Consider the following 22,699-nt stretch of genomic DNA (forward strand, 5'->3'; position numbering starts at 1 on the left):
GGCTCGGTCGCGGCGCGTGGCGCCGGAGCGGCCTCGCGCATTATGCCCGGCCGGCCGCCAGCGTGCCCGCCGGGGCTGTGCAGGCGGCGGCGCGGTGCGTCAGCTTGCCGACACCGTCGGCAGCCACGCGTTCGCGGCGTTCTGCGTCGCGAGCTGCTTCGCGATCGAGCGCGCGAGGCGGTCCGTATCGGACGCCACCGTGTCGTGCTTCGCTTCCGACACGCCGTGCAAGCCGGCGCCCACCGCTGCTGACGTCGCGAGGCGGCCGGCCGCCGCGCCGACTCCGGCGGTTTCCACCATGCCCGGCAGGTGGCCGCTGTTCGCGCTGGACGAGAACGTGCCGAGCGGCTGCGGTGCGCCATGCGCCGGCTGGAACAGCACGGTGACCGATGCCTTCACTTCGCTCTTGCCCGCGCCGAGCCCGATCAGCGTGCGGCGGCGGCGGTTGCCGGCGTCGATCGACTCGAAGCGGCCCTCGACCACCAGCGCGTCGCGACCGTCGGGCACCGGGCCGCGCAGCGCGGGGATGCCTTGCGACCGGAGCTCGCGCACGAGGGCGTCGGCGAGCTGGTCGCGGGTCTTCAGCGCGCTTTGCTGGCGCTGCACGTCGGCGGACGATCCGCTCGCGAGGGTCGCAAGCTTGCTGATCATCCCGCCGTCGACCTTGACGTCGGTCGTGGCCACGTCGAACGCGGACACATAGACGACGTCTGCACGAACCTGCGGCTGCGTGCGGGCGGCCGGCGCGGCGGTCATGGACGTGGTCGCGGTCGATGCGCAGCCGGTCATCGCGAGCGTGCCGGCGATCAGCGCGACACTGGTCAGACGTTTGGCGTGGGCGGCGAGTGCGTGAAGGGAAGGGAACATGTCGATCTCCGTGGCCTGGATGAAGTTGCCGATACTGTCGCGGCATTCAGGAACGCGAACGATCGGAAGCGGGGCGTGATCGCTGGCGAGGGAGAGGGTTCATGCCGTTGCGCAACACGCAGGCGCAAGTATGCGGAGGTCGGGCGGGATGCGCCACGCAGGAATTATGTCGGCGGATGTCACGCAAGGCTGCGCGCTGGCGCGGATGGTAGGTTGGCCGTCGGGCAGATGGACGAACGGGCGGGCGTGCAGACGCGCAGATAGGCAGATAGGCAGATAGGCAGATAGGCAGATAGGCGAGCAGACAAACGGGCGAGCAGACAAACGGGCGAACGGACGCACGGACGGCGGACGAACGGACGAACGGACGAACGGACGAACGGACGGTGGACGGTGGACGGTGAGTGGCGAGTGGCGAGTGGCGAGTGGCGAGTGGCGAGTGGCGAGTGGCGAGTGGCGAGTGGCGAGTGGCGAGTGGCAAGTGGCAAGTGGCAAGTGGCAAGTGGCAAGTGGCGAACGGCGAACGGCGAACGGCGAACGGGCGAGCCGTCGGGCAGTAAGGCAGGCCATCAGGCAAACAGTCCGTCAGGCCGACAGCGACCGCCGCACCGCCCCGGACGAATCGAGCGGCAACGCGACGACGGCCTCCAGCCCGCCGCCATCGCGGTCGCGGAACGTCAGCGACCCACCATGCAGGCGGGCGATCCGCTCGACGATCGCGAGGCCGAGGCCCGTGCCGCCCGCATGGCTGCGGGCGTTCGCGCCCCGGCTGAACGGTGCCTTGAGCCGTTCGAGTTCGGCGGCGCCGATGCCGTTGCCGCGATCGCTGACCACCGCATACGCGATGCCGCGCTCGGTCCACGTGCGCACGCCGAGGCCCGTCCGGCCGTAGACGACCGCGTTCTGCATCAGGTTCATCAGCAGCCGCATCAGGGCGATCGGACGGAACGCGAACGCGGGCACCGCGCCTTCGTCGAAGTCGAATTCGTGGCCGAGCCCCGCGAAATCCGCGACGAGCTGGCCGATCAGCGCATTCAGGTCGCCGGTTTGCGGTGTTTCTCGTTCGCCGCTGCCTGCATAGTCCATGAATTGCTGCAGGATCGTATCGATCTGGTCCAGGTAGTGCTCGGTCGACGTGGTGAGCGCGTCGTGCGTGCCCCGCGGCAGCGCCATCGCGATCGCCAGGCGCAGTTTGGTGAGCGGCGTGCGGATGTCGTGCGACACGCCGGCGAGCATCAGCGAGCGGGTCGCTTCCGCCTGTTGCAGCGCGTCGGCCATCTGGTTGAATGCGCGGCTCACGTCGGCGATTTCGGTCGGGCCGTCGGTGGGCAGCGGCGGTGGGCGCTCGCCCGCGCTGACGCGTTGCGCCGCGCGCGCCAGTGCGTCGAGCGGCCGGTTCAGGTGGAGCTGGATCAGGTAGCCGGTCAGCACGGCGAGCAACGCCAGCCCGACCGACAGCATGAGTGCTGTCGTGATGCCGCTCGCCTGCGCGTCGGCGGCCATCGGCAGCGGCAACCACACAGGCGAGCCGGCAACATGCAACCGGATCCAGAGACGCTCGTCGTCGCCAGACTGCCAACGCGCGGGGAGGTCAGGCGGCAGGTGGCGTTCGAGTGCCTGCATGAACACGTCACGCTGCCAGGTGCGGAAGAAGGCCGCCAGGTTCGGTGCTTGCGGCGATGCGGCGGGCGGCAGCGCAGCCTGGCCGCCGAATTGCGCGATGACCGTGCGGCCGGCGTCGGGCGGCAGGCTGGCGAGCGTGCGGTCGAGCAGCCTGACGTAGTCGGAAAAGACGATCGACGCCCGCTCGATGCGCGGGCGCTGCACGTAGTGCAGCAGCACGGTGAGCGAACAGGCGAGCGACAGCGCGACGAGTGCCACCAGCAGCGCGATGTTGCGCGCGAGCAGCGAGCGCGGCAGCGGGATGCGCATCACGGCTCGACGCCGGCCACCAGCATGTAGCCGATGCCCCAGACGGTCTTGATGAAGCGCGGCTTGCCGGGATCGTCCTCGACGATCTGGCGCAGCCGCAGGATCTGCACGTCGACGCTGCGGTCGAGTGCGGCATGGTCGCGGCCGCGCGCGCGGGCGAGCAGGTTTTCGCGGCTCACCGCGCGGTTTGGCGACGAGCCGAGCGCATGCAACAGCAGCATCTGCGCCGAATGGATCTCGACGGGCGTGCCGTCGCGCATCAGCGTCTGCTGGCCGACGTCGAACGTGAATGCGCCGAAACGCAACCGCTGCGACGTGACGGTCGGCTCGCCGGCCGCCATCTTCTGCCGCCGCAGCAATGCGCGGACGCGGGCCACGAGTTCGTCGGGGAGAAACGGTTTCGCCAGGTAATCGTCGGCGCCCGTCTCGAGGCCGACGACCTTGTCGGCGGCGTCGCCTTTCGCGGTGAGCATCAGGATCGGCAGCGTCTGGCCTTCGGCGCGCAGGCGCCGGCACACGCTCAGGCCGTCCTCGGGCTCCATCATCAGGTCGAGCACCAGCAGGTCATACGGTTCGCGCTGTAGCAGGCGGTCGAGCCGCTTGCCGTCGGCGACCGCGCGCACCTGGAAGCCGTGGCCGGTCAGGAAGCGCTGCAGCATGTTGCGCAGCTCGGCTTCGTCGTCGAGCACGACGATCCTGCAGGACTGTTCCATCGCTTGCCTCCCGGTGCGTGCGCGGCCGGATTCTCGTGCGGGTTCAACGGGCCGCCATGCGCTGGCGCATGAAACCGGCGAGCTGCTCGAGCGTGACGTAGCCGTTGTGCTGCGTGTCGATTTCGTCGAAATGCTGCGCGACCATTGGCATGCCCGCGGCGGCCTGCTCGCGGGTGAGCTTGCCGTCGTGCGTCGTGTTCGCGCTGGCGAAACGGGACTGCAACTGCATCAGCGCACGTTCGACGCGTGCACCGCCGTTCGCCGCGCCGGGCGGCACCTGCTGGGCCGACGCTGCTGCTGAGACGATACACAAAACGACGATGGCAATCATCTTCTTGATGGACTTCATGGGGTTTCTCCTTGCGTGGCCGACGGTCTGCGCCGGCCGGGTGGTTGATGAAACAAGCGGATGGAAAACGAAGCGAAACGAAGCGGCGCCGGGTTATGCCCAGTGCGCGGGTATCCATACGCGGCCGGCCCAGTGGGCGGGCACCCAGATGACGGCGCGCGGCGGGTGGGCGACATACACGGCACGCGGGGCGACGTACACGGAACGCGGCAGCGGCGGCGCGAGGTACAGGACCTTCGGCGGCGGCGGTGCGACGTAGACGACTCGCGGCGGGGGTGCGACCACGACAGCCTTCGGCGCCGCAACGCGCACGACCTTCGGCGGGGGCGGCGGGACGATGACAGCGGCAGGTACGGGCGGCGGGGGCGTGACCACGACGGCGGCCGGTGCAGGTGCCGCGACAGCGACCGTGGCGGCGGGCGGTGGGGTCGTCACGACCACGGCGGCCGGCGGAGGCGCCACGACAGGCGCCGGCACCGGGACAGGAACCGGCACCGTTCCGCCGGCCACGACCACCGTGCCGCCCACTGTCGTGCTGCCGTGGATCACGGTCGTGCCACCGGTCGAGACCGTGCCGCCGTGTACGACCGTCGAGCCGCCCGACGTCGTCACGACACCCGGCGCCACGCGCGTCGCGCTGCCGGAATGCGTGACGGTTCCGCCGTCGGTGCCCGTCACGGTGCCGGAGCGCGAGCAGGTCGAGCCCGCGCAATTCGTCGACGCCGTGTGGCTGGCCGTGTTGCCGTTCGCGCCCGTGATCGTGCCGCTCGACGAGTACTGGCCCGGGCCGTTGCGCGTCACGCTGCCCGACGTCGTGGCGCTGCGGCCGTCCGAGCCCGTCAGCGAACCGGTGTGCGAGCAGGTGCCGCCCGCGCAGCTCGTGTCGCCGCTGTGTTCGACCGAGCGCCCGTTCGGCCCGACGGCCGTGCCGCTGTTCGAGAATTGGCCGGGCGCGGTGCGCGTGACGGTGCCCGTGTTGGTCGCGATACCGCCGCCGGGGCCGATCACGCCGCCCGCATGTGAGCAGCTGCCGCCGCCGCACGAGCCGGCGTGCGCGCCGTTGTAGGTGCCGCGCGGCGTGTACGCGGTGCCGTGGCCGGCCCAGCCGGCGAAGGCCGGTGCGCAGGCGAGGGTGAGAGCAGTGGCGGTGACGAGGAAGCGGGTTTTCATCGGGTGTCCTTGCGGTTCGTTTCGGTGCACGCAGTGGCGTGGCGACGGGACGAACTTTAGGGCGATGACACCCGCCCGTCGCGTCATAAAAGATGTCGCGGTGTTACACGTGGCGTGCTGTTTCGAAGTACGACGAATGCGTGCGCCGGCCACGGCGATCGCGGGCATGCCACGCCGGGCAAGGCTGTCGGCGATGCGGTCGCGTGAGGGCACGGTGCCGCGGCACGCGAGCGGACCGTGTCGTGCGCAGCGCGAAAGCGTGTCGCGGCGACATGCGGCGACATATTTGCCGGCCGATTCATGCGTGTTTTGTGTCGAGCCGCGTCACGCGATTTGAACGCATGCAGTACGCCATGTGCGACTGGAACGTGCTTCGCCGTAACAGGGCGCGACCGTCGCCAGCCATCCGAAGAATCGATTTCCTTCCGATCGGTAACGACAGGGTTCAGCTGTCGCGCAGGGCTTGTCCGTCGGCCCGTGTCATGCCGTGTACGACGCCGTCGACCGGCTTCGTCACGGGCGACACATTTTCCGCAGGACAGGCGTACGCGCAGCCCCAAACCGGCTCGGCTCCAGTCCACAAGCGCCCGCGCCCGCCATGTAGCACCTGATCGCCTTTCCCGCGACATGCGGCGACACATTCCCCGCCGGACACACATACGCGCAGCCCCAAACCGGCCGTCCTCCAATCCACAAGCGCCCTTGACCGCCACACACCACCCGAACACCTTTCCCCGCGACATACGGCGACACATTTCCCGCGTGGTTTTTCCATTCCGCGCCCACTACAGTGCGTTCCATTCGACGCGATGGCAGCCCGTGCCGCCCATGACGCGTCCGACTCAACCGAAGGAAAGGCCCATCATGCTCACCACCACAGGAAAGCTCACGTACTACGTCACGCTCTTCATCGTCGCCGTCTCGCTCGTCGAGGCGGCCGTGCTCACCTGGCGCCGCGCCCGCGGGCCCGAACCGTTCGACTGGAACGAGGTGTGGTTGTCGCTCGCCGATCTCGCGGGCCGCAAGCTGCTCGCGCTGGTGCCGCTGTCGCTCGCCACGCCCCTGTTCGACCTCGCGTGGGCGCACCGGCTCTTCACGATCCCGCTCCACAGCGTCGCGCTCGCGCTGCTCGTGTTCGTCGGCCAGGAGTTCTGCTACTACGGGTATCACCGCGCATCGCACCGCGTGCGCTTCTTCTGGTCGACCCATGCGGTGCATCATTCGCCGAACCAGTTGACGCTGTCGTCCGCATTTCGCCTCGGCTGGACCGGCAAGATCGCCGGCGCCGCGATGTTCTTCACGCCGCTCGTATGGCTCGGCGTGCGTCCGGAAGCCGTGCTGGCGATCCTGTCGTTCAACCTGATGTACCAGTTCTGGCTGCACAACACGTGGATGCCGAAGCTCGGCTGGTTCGAATACGTGTTCAACACGCCGTCCGCGCACCGCGTGCACCATGCGTCGAACCTCGACTATCTCGATGCGAACTACGGTGGCGTGCTGGTGGTGTTCGACCGGCTGTTCGGCACCTATGTCGCCGAGCGTGCTGACGAGCCGTGCCGCTTTGGCCTCGTCACGCCGACCCGCTCGCGCAATCCGTTCGTCGTCGAGCTCGAGCACTGGGCGAGCCTCGCCCGCGACGTCGCCACGGCCCGCGACGTGTGGACCGCGATCCGCTTCGTGCTGCTGCCGCCGGGCTGGCGCCCCGACAACCAGGGCGAAACGACGGAGGAATTGCGCCGCCGCAGCCTCGTCGCGGTGCGCACGGATGCGTGAACGGCGCTACGCTGTGGCGCATTGCCGGCCGCGCCCGCATGTCGCGGCCGGCATGACTCATGCAACACGCATCAAGCAACCCTCGATCCAGGAGAAAACATCGATGGAACACGAACTCAAAGGCAAGGCAGTCGCGATCACCGGCGGATTCGGTCATCTGGGCGTCGCGACGGCCGCGTGGCTCGGCGAGCGCGGCGCACGCGTCGCGCTGATCGGCCGCGGCGCGGCCCCGGCGGCGCAGGCGCTGCCCGGCGTGCCGGCCGACGCGCTGCGCATCGGCGGCATCGATCTCGTCGATCCGCAGGCCGCCGCGCAGGCGCTCGATACCGTACAGCGTGAATTCGGCCGCGTCGATGCGCTGCTGAACATCGCGGGCGCGTTCGTGTGGCAGACGATCGCCGACGGCGACGCCGCCACGTGGGACCGGATGTACGAACTGAACGTGAAGACCGCGCTGAACGCATCGAAGGCCGCGCTGCCGCACCTGCTGGCGAGCCCGGCCGGGCGCATCGTCAACATCGGCGCGGGCGCGGCGTTCAAGGCCGGCACGGGGATGGGCGCCTACGCGGCCGCGAAGGCCGGCGTCGCGCGGCTCACCGAGGCACTGGCGGCCGAGCTGCTCGACCGCGGCGTGACGGTGAACGCGATCCTGCCGAGCATTATCGATACGCCGCCGAACCGCGCGGACATGCCGGATGCGGATTTCACGCGCTGGGTGCGGCCGGAACAGATCGCGGCGACGATCGGCTTCCTGCTGTCGGCCGACGCGCAGGCGATCACCGGCGCGTCGATTCCGGTGACCGGCCGCGTGGCGTAACGCGGCGGGGGCAAGGGCAGGGGCTCGCGCCGTGGCCGGCCGTGCGTACAATGTCGAACCGGATTGCGCGAGCCCAGCCAGAGACCATGCATCAGCCCAATATCCTGATCGTCGAAGATGAAGTGGCGATCGCGGACACGATCGTCTATGCCCTCGGCACCGACGGCATGCAGACCGTCCACTGCACGCTCGGGCAGGCGGCGCTCGACCATCTGCGCGACGCGCGCTTCGATCTCGTGGTGCTCGACGTCGGCCTGCCGGATCTCAGCGGCTTCGAAGTATGCCGGCGGCTGCGCACCTTCTCCGACGTGCCGGTGATCTTCCTCACCGCGCGGCACGATGAAATCGACCGGATCGTCGGGCTCGAAATCGGTGCCGACGATTACGTGGTCAAGCCGTTTTCGCCGCGCGAGCTGGCGGCGCGCGTGCGCGTGATCCTGCGGCGTTTCTACCGGACGGCCGCACCCGAAGCGGCGCCCGCGCCGGCTGCGGCCATCGCACCGGGTTTCACGCTCGATACCGACGGCGCGCGCGTGTCGTGGCTCGGCCACGCGCTGGATCTCACGCGCTACGAATTCGGGCTGCTGGCGCTGCTGGTCCGGCATCCCGGGCGCATCTATTCGCGCGAGCAGTTGATGGACCTCGTGTGGCACGAGGCATTCGACTCGGCCGACCGCACGGTCGACACGCATATCAAGACGCTGCGCGCCAAGCTGCGCGCGGTCGACCCCGAGCGCGACCCGATCCGCACGCATCGCGGGATGGGTTACTCGCTGCAACCGTAACGAGCGGTACCGCCCATGCATATCGGCCTGCGCATCTTCTTCGGTTTTTTCCTGATCGTCGGTCTGGCCGCGCTGATCACGCTGCGGGTCTTCGTGCAGGAGGTGAAACCCGGCGTGCGCGAGGCGATGGAGGACACGCTCGTCGATACCGCGCAAGTGCTCGCGACACTGGCCGCCGCCGACATGGCGAACGGCGACATCGCCGATGGCGCGTTCGCGCGGCAACTCGCGAACCTGCACGAGCGCCCGGTCAGCGCGAACGTGTGGGGCGTGCAGAAGAACACGATCGGCTACCGCCTCTACATCACCGACGCGCACGGCATCGTGCGCTACGACTCGTCCGGCAAAGCGGTCGGGCAGGACTATTCGCGCTGGAACGACGTGTATCGGACGCTGCGCGGCGAATACGGCGCGCGCAGCACGCGCAGCGATCCGAACGACGACAGCAGCACCGTGATGCACGTGGCGGCGCCGATCCGGCGCGGCAACGAGATCATCGGCGTGTTGACGATCGCGAAGCCGAACCAGACGGTTGCGCCGTTCATCGCGCGCAGCCAGCGCAAGATCATGCTGTACGGCGCGCTGCTGATGGGCGGCGCGATCCTGATCGGCGTGGCCTGCACGTGGTGGCTGGTGGTCGGGCTGCGGCGCCTGCAGCGCTATGCGCGCGCGATCGCGGCGGGCGAGCGGGCCGACATGCCGCTGCAGGGCGCGAGCGAGCTGGCCGAGCTCGGGCGTGCGGTGGAAAGCATGCATCAGCGGCTGGAGGACCGGCAGTACGTCGAGACCTACATCCACACGCTCACGCACGAGATGAAGAGCCCGCTGGCGGCGATCAGCGGCGCGGCCGAACTGCTGCAGGAAGACATGCCGGTGGCGAACCGCCGGCGCTTCACCGGAAACATCCGCCGCCAGGCCGGCCGCCTCGAACAGATGATCCGCAAGCTGCTCGCGCTCGCCGAAGTCGAGCAGAAGCAGCGCCTGTCGGTGCGCGAACCGGTCGCGCTGCGGCCGGTGCTCGAACAGCTCGTCGACGATATCGAGCCGCGCGCGCGGCAGCGCGGCGTGAACCTGGCGATCGACGCACACGACGCGGCCGATCCGGCGATCGTCGAAGGCGATCCGTTCCTGTTGCGCCAGGCGCTCGGCAACCTGCTCGACAACGCGCTGGATTTCGCGCCGCAGGGCAGCACGATCCGCGTCGTGCTCGAACGGCAGCCGGCGGGCAGGGCGCACGTCGCCGTCGTGCGCGTGGCCGACGACGGCCCCGGCGTGCCCGACTACGCACTGGCGCGCGTGTTCGAGCGCTTCTATTCGCTGCCGCGCCCCGACGGGCAGGATCGCAGCACGGGTCTCGGGCTGTGTTTCGTCCGCGAAGTCGCGATGCTGCACCGCGGCCAGGTCGCGCTCGCGAACCGCGACGAAGGCGGTGCGTGCGCGACGCTCACGCTGCCGTCGGCGGGCTGAGCGCGCTTCACGTTCGCCACACATTCGCTTCACACCGGCTTCAATCGCCCTTCACCGGGGCTGCTCATGCTGACCGTACCCTTTTACTCCGGTACCCGTCGGCCATGAATCGAGTCCTGTTGTTCAAATTCGCGATCACCGCGTTTCTCGCGCTGCTGATCCTGATCCCGCTGCACATGGTGCAAAGCATCGTGCAGGAACGCTCCGCGTATCGGATGGATGCACTGCAGAGCATCTGGTCGAGCTATGCGGGGCCGCAGACGGTGACGGGCCCGGTGCTCGTCGTGCATTACACGGAAGTCACGCGCGTGCGCGACGACACGCCGGCCGGCGGCGCGACGAAGACGAGCCTCAGAAGCGAGACGAAGCGCCTGCTCGTGTTCCCGAAGACGCTGAACGTCGACGGCACGCTGACGACCAGCGTCCGCTATCGCGGCATCCACAAGGCGCTGGTGTACGAGCTGGCGAGCCGGCTGACCGGCACGCTGCCGTTGCCGGACCTGAAGAAGCTGCCGCAGGCGGACGGCCACGTGAGCTTCAAGGTCGACGACGCTTACGTCGCGATCGGCATCGGCGACATTCGCGGGCTGACCGCGCAGCCCGACCTGCGCATCGGCGGCGCGCGCTTCGACGTCGAGCAGGGCACGCGGCTGGACAGCCTGCGCCAGGGCGTGCACGCGAACGTCGATCTCGCGGCGCTGGCGGACGCAAGCGCGGGGGCGGCCGTGCCGTTCAGCATCGACCTGCCGTTGCGCGGCGCGGATTCCGTCGCGATCGCGCCGGTGGGCGACCAGAACGATTTCTCGCTGAAATCGACGTGGCCGCATCCGAGCTTCGACGGCGCGTTCCTGCCGAACAACCGCACGGTCGATGCGCACGGCTTCACCGGCAACTGGCGCGTGACGTCGTTCAACACGAAGGCGCGCGAACAGATTGCGTCGGGCAACGGGGAAGGTGCGATCGAAATGGCGTCGGTGTCGGTGATCGAACCCGTGAACGTCTATCTGCAGGCCGAACGCGCGACGAAGTACGGCGCGCTGTTCGTGATGCTCACGTTCGCGAGCTTCTTCATGTACGAGCTCGTGAAGCGGTTGCGCATTCACCCGATCCAGTACGCGCTGGTCGGCCTGTCGCTCGCGCTGTTCTTCCTGCTGCTGCTGAGCCTGTCCGAGCACATCAGGTTCGCGTATGCGTATCTCGCGGCGAGCGGCGCATGCATCGGGTTGCTCGGCTTCTACCTGTCGTTCGTGCTGCAAAGCGTGAAGCGCGGTGCGGTGTTTGCCGCGCTGCTCACGGTGCTGTACGCGGCGCTCTATGGGCTGCTGCTGTCGGAAGACAATGCATTGATGCTCGGCTCGTTGCTGCTGTTCGCGATTCTCGCCGGCATCATGACGCTCACGCGCCGCGTCGACTGGTATTCGCTCGGTGCCGCGTGGCAGCCGTTGGCCGACAAGGCGGGTGCGGGTGCCGCGAAGCCGGGCGCGCAGGTGAAGTAAGCACGCGGGTCGAGTGCAGCGCGCCGGTCGGCATGTTCTGGCCGGCGCGTCAAACGGCGCGGCGTCGCGTCGCCGATTCACGCACGCGATGCAGGCCGGCGAAACCGCTCCAACGGAATTTCGGCGACGGCGGTGATCTCGATCAGCAGATCGGGATGGTAGAGGCGCTCGACCTGGACGGTCGTCGTCACGGGATAGGGCTCGGAGAAGTACGTCTTGCGGATGTCGCCGGCCTGCATGAACGCATCGATGTCGGTCGCGTAGTGCACGAGCGAGATCACGTCCTGCATCTGCCCGCCCATCGCAAGGAGCACGGCGCGGATGTTGTCGAGCGTCTGCCGCACCTGCGTGCGCATGTCGCCGTGGCCGACCACCTGGCCGTCGCGGTCGAGCGCCACTTGTCCCTTCAGATGCACGATCCGGCCATTGCCCTGGATCACGGCCATCGAGAATGCGCCGAACGGCGCCCAGACTTCCGGCGGGTTCACTGCTTCGGCCATGATGCAGCTCCATTGAGTCGAGAATGGGTCGGGCAAAGCGGATCGATGCTGTCGACCATCGCGCCATTATGGATGAGTTCGTTTTTGCCGCCGCTCGCGGCCTGTGCAACCCGCCTGCCCTGATCGGGTGGCGCCCGGACGGCCACATTTTTTCATTCGCGGCGTGAATCGATTCGACTGTTGACGTAGCAGTAATTCCGCAGTGATTTGCGCCTGTCGCACGTTTGCACCGTTATGATTCACACGCGCTTTCGTCAGTTGGAAATGCGCACATTCCGAGGGGCGGGACGATCACGCGCCCGCTATTGCTTCTCGTCAAAACAAGGAAAACAACATGTGTACGAGTTTTGTGATCCGCACGGTGGATGAGCACGTCGTCTATGGCAGAACCATGGAGTTCGCGCCGGATCTGGGTTCGGTCCCGGTCGTCGTCGAGGCCGGCAAGACGCTGAACGCGTCGGAGCCGCTCGGCAAGCAGGGCTTGAGCTGGACGACGAAGTACAAGGCGATCGGCATGAACGGGCTGCAGATGCCGATCCTGGTGGACGGCATCAACGAGAAGGGGCTGGCCGGCGGGATCCTTTACTTCCCGGGGTTCGCCGCGTATCCGGCGCTGACGCCGGAGAACACCGCGCGCGCGTTGGCGCCGTGGGATTTCCTCACGTGGGCGCTGACCAGCTTCGACAACGTGAGCGACGTCAAGCAGGCGCTTGGCGGCATCGTCATCGCCGATATCCCGCATCCCGCGTTCAATGGCGCGCCGCCCGTGCATTACACGCTGCATGACGCGAGCGGCGCGTCGCTCGTCGTCGAGCCGGTCCACGGCGAACTGCGCGTCCACGACAATCCGCTCGGCGTGATGACCAACTCGCCGCCGTTCGACTGGCATTGCACCAACCTGCACAACTACCTGAACCTGTCGCGCGTCACACCGGCGAGCAGGACGCTGTCGCTGTCGCGCGATGCGAAACACGTGAAGCTCAAGTCGTACGGCCAGGGGTACGGGATGCTTGGCCTCCCCGGCGACATCACGCCGGCGTCGCGTTTCGTGCGCGCGGTCGGCTATGTGACGTCCGTCGAGAATCCGCACGGCGGCGCCGACGCGATCCGGCTGGCCGAGCACATCGTCAATACCTTCGACATTCCGAAAGGGTGGATCAAGGAGGAGGTCGATCACGACACGCCGGTCTACGAATACACGCAGTGGATCTCGATCGCCGACCTGGAGGCGCGCAAGTATTACTTCCGGACGTATGACGATACGGTGATGCGTGTGATCGACCTCGCGACGTCGAAGGTGTCGACGGTCGAGTCGTCGACGCGGGTCGAACTGACAGTGATCTAGCCGTTCGGTCTGCTGAAAGCGGCGGTGGCCCGGATCGACCTATACTGATCGTCTTACTTCACCGGACCACGCCGTGCCGAACCAACCTTCCGGGGATCCGTCCGTCGACGATCCCCGTCCGACCCCGCCCATCCAACCCGAACTGGAAGACTGCTGCAACAGCGGCTGTTCGCCGTGCGTCTTCGATCTCTACGACGAAGCACTCGCGCGCTATCGCGTCGAGCTGGCCGAATGGGAAGCGCGCCAGGCACAGCGCAAGCATCACGCGTGAGCCGGGTGCAGGGGAGCGGCTGCGTCTACACCGTTTCCGCGTCAGACCCTGCCTGCGCCGCGATTCCCGTTTCGCTTACGTGCCTGCATGCAGCTGCCGATGCAGCGGCCCAAGCATGGCCGACAGCGCGATGCACACGAGCAGCACCACCGTCAGCGCGAACATCGACGTCCTGAAGCCCTGCACGTAATTGAGTGCGGCCGGATGCGCGCCGAGCCGGGCGAAGAACATGCCGCCGAGCGTTGCCGCGCCGACGGCCGCACCGATCTGCAGCATCGCGGTGACCATGCCGGATGCGACACCCGCGCGTGCCGTGTCGACTTCCGCGAGCACGATCCGCACGACCGACGGCAGCACGAGTCCCTGGCCGATTCCGATCGCCGCAATTCCCGCGTAGAAACCGGGGCCCGGCGCGGCCGCGCCCGCTAGCGCGGCGGCCGTCGCGACGCCGGCCGCGAGCATCGCGAAGCCGAGCGTGAGCACGCGATAGCCGCCGAACCGGCCGACGAGTCGCGGCATCAGCAACGGGCTCGACAGGAAGCCGAGCCCGAGCGGCAGGATCGCGAGCCCCGACGCAAGCGGCGACCAGTTCAGGCAGCCCTGCAGGTAGATCCCGTAGCTCAGGAAGAACGCGCTCAGCGTATAGAACAGGAACGCCAGCACGAGCCCGAGCGCGACGACGGGGTTACGGAACAGGCGCACGTCGAGCAGCGGATCGTGTCCGCTCGTGAGACGGCGCGCTTCGACCGCCAGCAGCGCGCCGAGCATCGGCAGCGCGCCGGCGAGGCACGCGATCATCCACAGCGGCCAGCCGGCCTCGCGCCCGTGCGTGAGCGGGTACACGAGCATCAGCAGGAACAGCGACAGCAGCGCCATGCCCGGCACGTCGATGCGCTGGCCGCGCGGCGGCCGGCTTTCCGGGATGAAGCGCCAGCTGCCGATCAGCGCGAGGATGCCGATCGGCAGATTGACGAGGAAGATCGCGCGCCAGCCGAGCCCGAACGGATGCAGGCTGATCAACGCACCGCCGCCGAGCTGGCCGATCACGGCCGCGAGGCCGAACACGAAACCGTAGAAGCCCATCACGCGCACCTGCTCCTGCGGGCTGAACACGCTGCGGATCGTCGCGAGCACCTGCGGCGCGAGGATCGCGGCGAACAGGCCCTGCAGCACGCGGCCGCCGACCAGCACCGCGCCGCTGCCGGCGAGCCCGCACAGCGTCGACGCGACGACGAAGCCGGCCATTCCGATCATGAACATGCGCTTGCGGCCGTACAGGTCGCCGAGCCGGCCGCCGGTGATCTGCACGACCGCGTTCGCGCACGCGTATGCCGACACGACCAGCTGCAACTCGGCCGGGCGCGCGCCGATGCCGTCGCGGATGGCCGGTAGCGCGAGATTCACAATGAAGTAGTCGAGCGGCGGCAGAATCGCGCCAACCAGCAGGACCACCAGCGCCCAGCCGTGGTGGCTGCGCGGCGTCGCCGCGGCGGCCGTGCCGGCCGGCACGCAGGGGGCAAGGGTGTCGTTCGTCATGGAAGCAAGTCCGAAAGAATGAGTGCCACATTCACGCCGGACGTGACGTCAGGGGCGCCGGTTCGGCCGTGGATGGGCGATTGCCCCCCATTCTGGGTGGTGGTAATGAATCGGAAAAGCGGGAATTGGTGGTAGCATCCATCGGGTTAATCGATGGATGGAGAATGGCGATGCGCGGTTTCGATCTGGATCAGTTGCGTACTTTCGCGGCGGTCGCGGACGCCGGCAGCCTGACGGCCGCGGCGCCGCTGCTGCACCTGTCGCAGTCGACGGTCAGCGAGCAGGTGCGCAAGCTTGAATCGCGCGCCGGCGTGCCGCTGTTCGTGCGCAGCAAGCGCGGGGTCGAGCCGACCCCGGCCGGCTCGCGGCTGCTGCAGCACGCGCGGCGCATCGTCGCGCTGAACGAGGCCGCGTTCGACGAAGTGCGCGGGCAGGCGATCAAGGGCGAGCTGCGCGTCGCGATCACCGATTACTACCGAACCAACGAAGTCGCGGGCCTGCTCGCGCGGCTGCGGGAGTGCTACCCGCAGCTGAGCCTGCACGTCAGCGCGATGAAGAGCGCCGATATCGAGGCCGCGCACGCGCGCGGGCAGGTCGATCTCGGTGTGGTGATGAACCTGTCGAGCGGGCCGTTCCGGCCGGCGTCGGCCGATACGCGCTGGGTGCTGCGGCGTGAGCCGCTGTCATGGGTCGCATCGCCCGCGCTCGCCGAGCAGTTGCCCGAGCCGTTGCCGCTCGTGCTGCTACCGGACGATTGCATGATGCATCAGGTCGCGGTGCGCTCGCTCGACGAGCAGCACACGCCGTACCGGCTCGTGCACAGCGCGTCGGGGGTCGCGGGGCTGCAGTCGATGCTGGCGGCGGGGCTCGGGGTGGGCTGCCTGTGCGCGTCGGCGATCGGCGAGGGCCTGATGCGGCTCGGCACGAAATACCGGCTGCCGCCGCTGCCCGACGCGGTGTTTTCGCTGACGCCGCCGATGCCGGGCGAACGCGAAACCGTCACGCAGGCGCGCGAGGTGCTGTCGCGGCAATTGCTGATGTAAAACCGGGCCGCACGACCTGCGGCGGCGCGTATCTGAGAGGCGCGCGAAGGAACATAAAAATGAACGACGAACTGCAACGCCAGATGGCCGCGAAGCTGCAGGATGCGCTGGAGCGCGTGGTCGATGAACGCTCGCTGATCCACTTCCTGCGCGTGCTTGGGCACGACTGGAACAAGGAGCGCCAGCTCGAGGCCGACGTGCCGCCGTCGCCGTACGCGCGCGCCGCGCTCGGCTGGGAAAACCACTCGATCGGCGAATACCTCGACGCGATGGTCGACTGGGCCGAAGCGTCGGAGGAAGGGCTGCGCTGCTACGACCTGCCCGACAATCCGTGGCGGCGCATGGCGGACATCCTGTTCGCCGGGAAAATCTACGAATAGCGCCGCTCGGGCGCTTCGTTCACTTCGTTCGCGTACGCCGCCGGAACCGTCTATTCGACGGCTTCGCCGTCCACATACGCACGCAGCCCGTCGGCCAGCGCATCGAACACCGCGCGGCAGCGCGGGCTCGTCCGCAGGTCCTCGTGCATCACGACCCAGGTTTCCAGCTGCATCGCGGGCCCGTCCGGCAGCACGCGCACGAGCCGTGCGTCGCGTTTCGCGAGCCCGGTCTGGCAGAAGCCGATCCCGTACCCGGCGCGGATCATCGCGAGCTGCGCGAGGTTGCTGTCGGTGCGCAGCGAGAACGCATCGCGCTTCCACAGTGGCATGCTGCGGCCCACCGAGCGGATGAACGGCGTGACCGTGTCGAAGCCGATCAGCGCGTGATGCGCGAGTTCGTCGGTCGTCGCGGGCACCCCGTTGCGCGCCAGGTAGTCGTCGCGCGCATACATCCCGACATCGATTTCGCCGATGCGCCGCGCAACCAGCGCCTCCTGCACGGGCGGCGCCATCCGGACCGCGATGTCGGCCTCGCGCTTGAGCACGTCCTGGATGCGGTCGGTCGGCACCAGTTCGATGACGAGCCCCGGATGGTTGCGCCGCAATTGCGCGAGAATCGGCGGCAGCACTTCGACGGCGATCACGTCGCTGGCGGAGATCCGCACGATGCCGCGCACGCCGGCGCCGTGGCTCGCGGCCGCGCGCTCGAACGCGGCCGCCGCGCTGCGCAGCGCCTCCGCATGGCCGCGCAGCGCAAGCGCCGCCTCGGTCGGCAGCAGGCCGGACGGCGAGCGCGTGAACAGCGTCTGGCCGAACCCGGCCTCGAGCGCCGCGACGTGGCGGCCGGCCGTCGGTTGCGTAATGCCGAGCGCGCGGGCCGCGCCGGACAACGAGCCCTCTGTCAGCACGGCGAGGAAGGTGCGGTAGCGTTCCCAGTTCAGATCGGCGGTCATACATAAATGTATAGCTGATCAACTAGGTTCGGCAATTCCTTGATAGCTGAAGGCGCGCCAGAATGCGTGTCATCACGGAAGTTCATTCAAGGAGAGCGGCAATGACGACCCACGCAGGCGGGACCCAACGACAGGCACTCGTGCTCGGCGCGAGCGGCGGGATTGGCGGGGAAGTCGCGCGGCAGTTGCGCGATGCGGGCTGGCAGGTGCGTGGGTTGAAGCGCGGGCTCGACGCCGAGGTCGTGGAGCGCGACGGCATCGCGTGGATGCGCGGCGACGCAATGGACCGCGACGCGGTCGTCCGGGCCGCGCGCGGCTGCAGCGTGATCGTGCACGCGGTGAATCCGCCCGGCTATCGGAACTGGGCCGGGCAGGTGCTGCCGATGATCGACAACACGATCGCGGCGGCGAAGGCGGAGCAGGCCACCGTCGTGCTGCCGGGCACCGTCTACAACTACGGCGCCGATGCATTTCCGGTGCTGGTCGAAGATGCGCCGCAGCATCCGTCGACACGCAAGGGCGCGATCCGCGTCGAGCTGGAGCGCCGGCTGCAGGATGCGGCCGGGCAGGGCGTCCGCACGATCATCGTGCGTGCCGGCGATTTCTTCGGGCCGAAGCTCACCGGCAACAGCTGGTTTGCGGCGGGGTTCGTCAAGGCCGGGCGGCCGGTTGCGGCCATCAGCGTGCCGGGGCGGGACGGCATCGGGCATCAATGGTCGTATGTGCCGGACGCCGCGCGCTCGATGGTCGAGCTGATCGAGCGGCGCGACACGCTGGAGCCGTTCGCGCGCTTTCATCTCGGCGGCCATTGGGACGCGGACGGCACGCAGATGGCGGAGGCCGTGCGCCGCGTCGCGCAGCGGCACGGGCTGCGGCCGACGGTGCGCAAGTTCCCGTGGTGGTTCGTGTGGGCGGCGGCGCCGTTCGTCACGACGCTGCGCGAATTGCTCGAGATGCGCTATCTGTGGCGCGAGCCGATCCGGCTCGACAACACGCGGGTGACCGCGGTGCTCGGCCGCGAGCCGGTGACGCCGCTCGACGCGGCGGTGGAGGCGACGCTGGCGGGGCTCGGGTGTCTCAACTGAGCAACGGCGGTCGCGAACGGAATCGCGTTCTGCTATGATCCGCGCTCCCTTCCTCGACGCTGCTGCAGGAAGGTACCCACGACCGCCGGAAGGCCGGAGGTCGCGTCGTACCTTTTTCATTTCCAGCAGCGATGTCTACTCTTCCTCGCTTAAAAAAGGCCTTGCAACGGCAAGGCATCCATGTCGACTATCACGCCGGCATCTATCACCTGCGCAATGAACTGACGCAGGCATCCGTCCTGTTGCCCGCTTCGCTCCCGCTCGAGGAGAAGGCCGTTCAGCAGTTGCTCGCGTTCGCGGCCGTCCGTTCGCCGGACGGTCATCAGCGCGTATGCAATGCGTGCGCGACGCCCGATTTTCATCCGGGCGGGGTCGCGCCGGTCGGCTCGATCGTCGCGACCGACGACGCGTTCGTGATTCCCGCCGCGATCGGCACCGATATCAATTGCGGGATGCGTCTCGTCACCACGGGCCTCAAGCGGTCGGCGCTCGCGCCGTTCGAGACGGCGCTCGTCGAGCGGCTGACGCGCGCGATTCTCGCGGACCGGCGCGACGTGCCGGTCGGCAGTGACGCATTCCGCGCGCTGTTCGATGCGGGCCCGGCGGCATTCGTCGATCGCGTTGCGCCGCAGGGGCTCTGGCAGCACGTCGACCGCGACCGGCTCATCGACGAACTGTCGGCGTGCATCGGCCTCGACCGGTTCGACGGCAGCGCGAAATACGCGCCGGACGCACACGTCGGGTCGCGCGAGGTATTCCGCGATCCGTGCCTCGGCACCCCCGGGGCGGGCAATCATTTCGTCGAACTGCAGGTGGTCGACGAAGTGTTCGACCGACATGCGGCCTACCGTGCGGGACTCGCGAAGGACGATGTCGTCGTGATGATCCACAGTGGTTCGCGCGATGTCGGTTTCTACGTCGGGCGCCGCTGGATGGACCGGGCGCGCGCGGCGTGGCCGGCGGGCGTCAGGCATCCGGAAAGCGGCCTGTACGGTCTTTCCGGCGAACTGGCGCGCGAATACCTCGTCGCGATGGGCACGGCCGCACGCTATGCGTGGCTCAACCGTGTCGTGCTGGCCGAGATGGTGCGCAAGGAACTGGCGGAACTCACCGGCGAGACCCGCTCGGCACTGGTGGTCGACGTGCCGCACAACGTCGTGCTGCGCGAAGACGGGATGAACATCCATCGCAAGGGGGCGACGCCCGCCCGCGACGGCGATCTCGCGCTGATTCCCGGATCGATGGGCGATGCGTCGTTTCTCGCGACGGGGCTCGGCCATCCGGACTGGCTATGGTCGTGCAGCCACGGCGCCGGCCGCAGCGTGCGCCGGCAGGCGGTGCGGCGGATGCGCACGGAGCAGGCGCCGGGCACGTGGCGCTGCGTCACGCTGCGCGACGAGCGTCGCATCGAGGAAGCGCCGGAAGCCTACAAGCCGATCGGGCCCGTGATCGACGCGCAGGAGCAGGCCGGCCTCATTCGCAGCGCGGTCCGGTTGAAGCCGTGGGTCACGTTCAAGGCGTGACGCGCGGCGGCGTGCTCCGCGGCCGCCGTCATCGCTTGCGCGAGGAACGGCGACCCGCCGTCCGCCTACCCGTGCCGCGGGCTGCGCCCGGGCACGGGGAACGCGTCATCGCGAACCGCGGAACCCGCGCGACAACAATTTTCCACATAACCGGGCGCGTCCGATGCGCATCATGGCGGTCAACGTCGAAACAGCGAAAACGGGGGCGCCATGTTGCATATCGGATGGAAAGTGTCGGTTGTGGGGGCAATCATGTTTGCATTGAGCGGGTGCACCAACCTGGTCGGTGTGCTGTATTGCGGCAACTCACAGTTCAACTTCCCGGACTATCACTGCTTTTAGCCGTACCGGCAGGGACACGCGCGGCGACAGACAGCTGTCGCGCCCGTGTGCCGCGCGATGGCTCATGGCCCGTTACGCGACGACCGGCAACACCTCCACCGCGTAGCGGTGCCGAAGGCTGCGCCCGAGCACCGGATCGTGCAGTTCCATCTCGAACGCATCGCCGTCGCCCATCGCCGCGATTGCGCCATGCACGGCGACCGTGCCGCCATACATCGCGCCGCGCGCGGGCATCGTGCGGCGGTCGTCGAAGCGCTGCCACAGCACGTCGGGCGCGAGCAGGCCGCTCACCGCGCCGTGCTGGTATGCGGTCCGCTCGCCATCGCGCGAGATCAGCCACGAACGCATCTCGATCGCATCCCAGTGATCCGCGACTTCCGCGTAAAGCCACGCGTCGCGGCCGAGCGGTTTCGCGCACACCTGCTTCGACACCGCGACGCCGTAGGCTTCGACTTCGCGATCCGTATGATCGGAGCCGACGGTCACGAGCGTGCCGGCCGGGCTGTCGACCAGCACGCATTCGATCTCGCCGCCCGAGCGCGCGCCGAGCACGCCGATCGACGGCGCCTGCGTGAGCAGTGCGGCCGACACGCGATAGAAGCACGGCGTGGTCGATGGCGGCGCGACGCCGAGCGCCGCGAGTTCGTCGATATGCGCGCGGATCGCGGCCGGATCGCGGCCGGCCCAGCCGGCGATCACGACGCGCTCGATCTCGACCTCGACGGCGGCCGGCGCGTGTTGCCGGGACATCACGTTGAACGACAGGGTTTGCATGCGGGTATCCGTTTGAAGTACGAAGGAATGAAACGGCTGGCGGCGACGTTCAATCCGCGAGCGGCTGGTGCGCGGTTTCGCGCGCGGCGAGGAGCGCGATCGACGTGACGACCAGCGCTGCGGCGACATACAGCGATACGGCCGTCGTCGTGCCCGTCTGCCGGAACAGCGCGGCGATCACGAGTGGCGCAAAGCCGCCGCCGACGATGCCGGCCAGCGTGTACGCGAGCGACGAGCCCGCATAGCGCACGCGGGTCGGGAACTGTTCGGTCACGAACGCACCCTGCGGGCCGTACATCACCGCATGGATCACGAGGCCGATCGCAACGGCCGCGACGACCGCGCCCGGGCGCGCGGAATCGAGCAGCGTGAAGAACACGAACGCCCACACGATGCCGGCGAGCGCACCGGCGAGATACACGGGCCGGCGGCCGAAGCGGTCCGACAGCGCGCCGAAGAACGGCACCGCGAGCGCGTTGCAGGCCGTGCCGATCATCACGGCCGTCAGGGCGACGGGGCGCGACAGATGCAGCACGGTCGTCACGTAGGTCAGCGTGAACACGACGATCAGCGCATACAGCACGTCCGAGCCGATTCGCGAACCGCCCGCGATCAGCAGGCGCTTCCAGTGGTATTTCAGCACGTCGGCGACGGGCACCTCGGCGGTCGCGTGCGATTCGGCGAGCTGCTCGAACTGCGGCGTTTCGTCGACACCGCGACGCAGCCAGAAACCGAACACGACGAGCAGTGCGCTGGCCGCGAACGGCACGCGCCAACCCCACGACAGGAAGTCACCCGACGTGGTCGACAGCGTCACGAGCGCGATGCAGCCGGTGCCGAGCAGCGTGCCGAACGACGGGCCGATCTGCGTCCACGATGCGGACAGCCCACGCCGTTTCTGGTCGCCGTGCTCGACCGACAGCAGCACCGCGCCGGCCCATTCGCCGCCGAGCGCGACGCCCTGCACGAAGCGCAGCGCGACGAGCAGGATCGGGCTCAGGATGCCGGCCTGCGCGTAGGTCGGCAGCGCGCCCATCAGCGCGGTCGTCACGCCCATCAGCACGAGCGTGAGCATCAGTACCGCGCGGCGGCCGATGCGGTCACCGAGATTGCCGAACACGAAACCGCCTAGCGGGCGCGATACGTAGCCGACCGCATAGGTCGAGAACGCGAGGATCGTGCCGGCCAGCGGATCGACCGACGGAAAGAACAGGTGATTGAAGACGAGTGCGGCGAGCGTGTTGTAGATCGTGAAGTCGTACCACTCGAGCGACGTACCGATCATGCTCGCGGTCGCGAGTCGGCTGTTGCGGACGCGGCGGGGCGCGTGGGCGGCGGGCTGGGCGAGAGTGCTCATGGTGTCGGGCATGTCGTGATGGATGACGGGAGGGCGCGCGTGGACGACGGGCCGGCCCCGCGTGCTGCGAGCGCGCGGCGCGGCCGTGTCGGCGTCGGGGTTCAGGCGGGCAGCGCGGCGGCGGCTACCGGCTTCGTTTCGGTATCGAGACGAGCGACCGCCAGCGGCGCGGCCGCGCGCCACAGCAGGTCGAACGTGCGCACGTCGTCGTGCCCGGCGAG

Annotated in this window: 21 protein-coding genes; 11 read left to right on the top strand and 10 right to left on the bottom strand. The window is 68.6% G+C overall.

What is annotated here, in order from left to right; all coding sequences use genetic code 11:
- Positions 1-99: 99 nt before the first annotated feature.
- The 5 genes from BDO18943_RS33910 to BDO18943_RS33930 all read right to left on the bottom strand — a co-directional run bounded on the left by BDO18943_RS33910 (position 100) and on the right by BDO18943_RS33930 (position 5,031).
- Entirely contained in the window at positions 100-867 is a 768-nt protein-coding gene (locus BDO18943_RS33910; RefSeq protein WP_175025712.1) for a DUF4410 domain-containing protein, read from the bottom strand.
- A 585-nt stretch (positions 868-1,452) separates the two neighbouring features.
- The gene (locus tag BDO18943_RS33915) at positions 1,453-2,799 is read right to left on the bottom strand and encodes an ATP-binding protein (RefSeq protein WP_175025713.1); all 1,347 of its coding nucleotides are present in this window, start codon (positions 2,797-2,799) and stop codon (positions 1,453-1,455) included.
- Positions 2,799-3,512 carry a response regulator gene (locus BDO18943_RS33920; protein ID WP_043179863.1) on the bottom strand — a complete coding sequence of 238 codons (714 nt, stop codon included), beginning with the start codon at positions 3,510-3,512 and terminating at the stop codon, positions 2,799-2,801. Before BDO18943_RS33920 ends, BDO18943_RS33915 begins: the two co-directional genes overlap by 1 nt.
- 43 nt (positions 3,513-3,555) lie before the next feature.
- Positions 3,556-3,861, bottom strand: a complete 306-nt coding sequence (locus BDO18943_RS33925; protein WP_175025714.1) for an EF-hand domain-containing protein — start codon at positions 3,859-3,861, stop codon at positions 3,556-3,558.
- A gap of 93 nt (positions 3,862-3,954) precedes the next feature.
- Positions 3,955-5,031 (bottom strand): hypothetical protein, encoded by a 1,077-nt coding sequence (locus tag BDO18943_RS33930; protein ID WP_175025715.1) that lies wholly within the window; start codon positions 5,029-5,031, stop codon positions 3,955-3,957.
- An 864-nt stretch (positions 5,032-5,895) separates the two neighbouring features.
- Here BDO18943_RS33930 and BDO18943_RS33935 point away from each other — a divergent pair.
- The 5 genes from BDO18943_RS33935 (at position 5,896) to creD (ending at position 11,369) form a co-directional block, all read left to right on the top strand.
- A complete protein-coding gene (locus BDO18943_RS33935) occupies positions 5,896-6,804 on the top strand; it encodes a sterol desaturase family protein (RefSeq protein WP_175025716.1) in 909 nt (302 codons plus the stop codon).
- 103 nt (positions 6,805-6,907) lie between these two features.
- Entirely contained in the window at positions 6,908-7,621 is a 714-nt protein-coding gene (locus BDO18943_RS33940) for an SDR family NAD(P)-dependent oxidoreductase (protein ID WP_175025717.1), read from the top strand.
- A gap of 86 nt (positions 7,622-7,707) precedes the next feature.
- Positions 7,708-8,406 carry a two-component system response regulator CreB gene (creB, locus tag BDO18943_RS33945; RefSeq protein WP_175025718.1) on the top strand — a complete coding sequence of 233 codons (699 nt, stop codon included), beginning with the start codon at positions 7,708-7,710 and terminating at the stop codon, positions 8,404-8,406.
- A gap of 15 nt (positions 8,407-8,421) precedes the next feature.
- A complete protein-coding gene (gene creC / locus BDO18943_RS33950) occupies positions 8,422-9,873 on the top strand; it encodes a two-component system sensor histidine kinase CreC (RefSeq protein WP_175025719.1) in 1,452 nt (483 codons plus the stop codon).
- 104 nt (positions 9,874-9,977) lie between these two features.
- Positions 9,978-11,369, top strand: a complete 1,392-nt coding sequence (gene creD / locus BDO18943_RS33955) for a cell envelope integrity protein CreD (protein WP_175025720.1) — start codon at positions 9,978-9,980, stop codon at positions 11,367-11,369.
- Between the two features lie 77 nt (positions 11,370-11,446).
- On the opposite strand, the gene BDO18943_RS33960 is transcribed toward creD, so the two are convergent.
- Positions 11,447-11,869 (bottom strand): RidA family protein, encoded by a 423-nt coding sequence (locus tag BDO18943_RS33960; RefSeq protein ID WP_175025721.1) that lies wholly within the window; start codon positions 11,867-11,869, stop codon positions 11,447-11,449.
- Between the two features lie 334 nt (positions 11,870-12,203).
- On the opposite strand from BDO18943_RS33960, the gene BDO18943_RS33965 reads away from it, so the two are divergent.
- Both BDO18943_RS33965 and BDO18943_RS33970 read left to right on the top strand, forming a co-directional pair.
- Complete coding sequence (locus BDO18943_RS33965; protein ID WP_175025722.1) at positions 12,204-13,214, top strand: choloylglycine hydrolase family protein; 1,011 nt, start codon at positions 12,204-12,206, stop codon at positions 13,212-13,214.
- 73 nt (positions 13,215-13,287) lie between these two features.
- Complete coding sequence (locus BDO18943_RS33970; protein ID WP_011354524.1) at positions 13,288-13,485, top strand: oxidoreductase-like domain-containing protein; 198 nt, start codon at positions 13,288-13,290, stop codon at positions 13,483-13,485.
- Between the two features lie 75 nt (positions 13,486-13,560).
- On the opposite strand, the gene BDO18943_RS33975 is transcribed toward BDO18943_RS33970, so the two are convergent.
- Positions 13,561-15,021 carry an MFS transporter gene (locus tag BDO18943_RS33975; protein WP_175025723.1) on the bottom strand — a complete coding sequence of 487 codons (1,461 nt, stop codon included), beginning with the start codon at positions 15,019-15,021 and terminating at the stop codon, positions 13,561-13,563.
- A gap of 170 nt (positions 15,022-15,191) precedes the next feature.
- On the opposite strand from BDO18943_RS33975, the gene BDO18943_RS33980 reads away from it, so the two are divergent.
- On the top strand, positions 15,192-16,064 hold the full coding sequence (locus BDO18943_RS33980) for a LysR family transcriptional regulator (protein WP_043181331.1): 873 nt from the start codon (positions 15,192-15,194) through the stop codon (positions 16,062-16,064).
- Positions 16,065-16,123: 59 nt separating this feature from the next.
- A complete protein-coding gene (locus BDO18943_RS33985) occupies positions 16,124-16,444 on the top strand; it encodes a DUF7660 family protein (RefSeq protein WP_043179842.1) in 321 nt (106 codons plus the stop codon).
- Positions 16,445-16,494: 50 nt separating this feature from the next.
- Here the strand turns inward: BDO18943_RS33985 and BDO18943_RS33990 are convergent, their stop codons facing one another.
- Positions 16,495-17,397, bottom strand: coding sequence for a LysR family transcriptional regulator (locus BDO18943_RS33990; RefSeq protein WP_175025724.1), 903 nt, complete (start codon positions 17,395-17,397; stop codon positions 16,495-16,497).
- 101 nt (positions 17,398-17,498) lie between these two features.
- Here BDO18943_RS33990 and BDO18943_RS33995 point away from each other — a divergent pair, with 101 nt between their 5' ends.
- Together BDO18943_RS33995 and BDO18943_RS34000 are read left to right on the top strand one after the other, a co-directional pair.
- Complete coding sequence (locus tag BDO18943_RS33995; RefSeq protein WP_175025725.1) at positions 17,499-18,482, top strand: NAD-dependent epimerase/dehydratase family protein; 984 nt, start codon at positions 17,499-17,501, stop codon at positions 18,480-18,482.
- Positions 18,483-18,613: 131 nt separating this feature from the next.
- Positions 18,614-20,005 (top strand): RtcB family protein, encoded by a 1,392-nt coding sequence (locus tag BDO18943_RS34000; RefSeq protein WP_175025726.1) that lies wholly within the window; start codon positions 18,614-18,616, stop codon positions 20,003-20,005.
- A 414-nt stretch (positions 20,006-20,419) separates the two neighbouring features.
- Here BDO18943_RS34000 and BDO18943_RS34005 read toward each other — a convergent pair whose 3' ends face one another.
- The gene (locus BDO18943_RS34005; protein ID WP_175025727.1) at positions 20,420-21,121 is read right to left on the bottom strand and encodes a DUF2848 domain-containing protein; all 702 of its coding nucleotides are present in this window, start codon (positions 21,119-21,121) and stop codon (positions 20,420-20,422) included.
- A 49-nt stretch (positions 21,122-21,170) separates the two neighbouring features.
- Entirely contained in the window at positions 21,171-22,490 is a 1,320-nt protein-coding gene (locus BDO18943_RS34010; RefSeq protein ID WP_175025728.1) for an MFS transporter, read from the bottom strand.
- Between the last annotated feature and the right edge of the window lie 209 nt (positions 22,491-22,699).

This window comes from Burkholderia aenigmatica (genome assembly GCF_902499175.1).
Lineage (GTDB): Bacteria > Pseudomonadota > Gammaproteobacteria > Burkholderiales > Burkholderiaceae > Burkholderia > Burkholderia aenigmatica.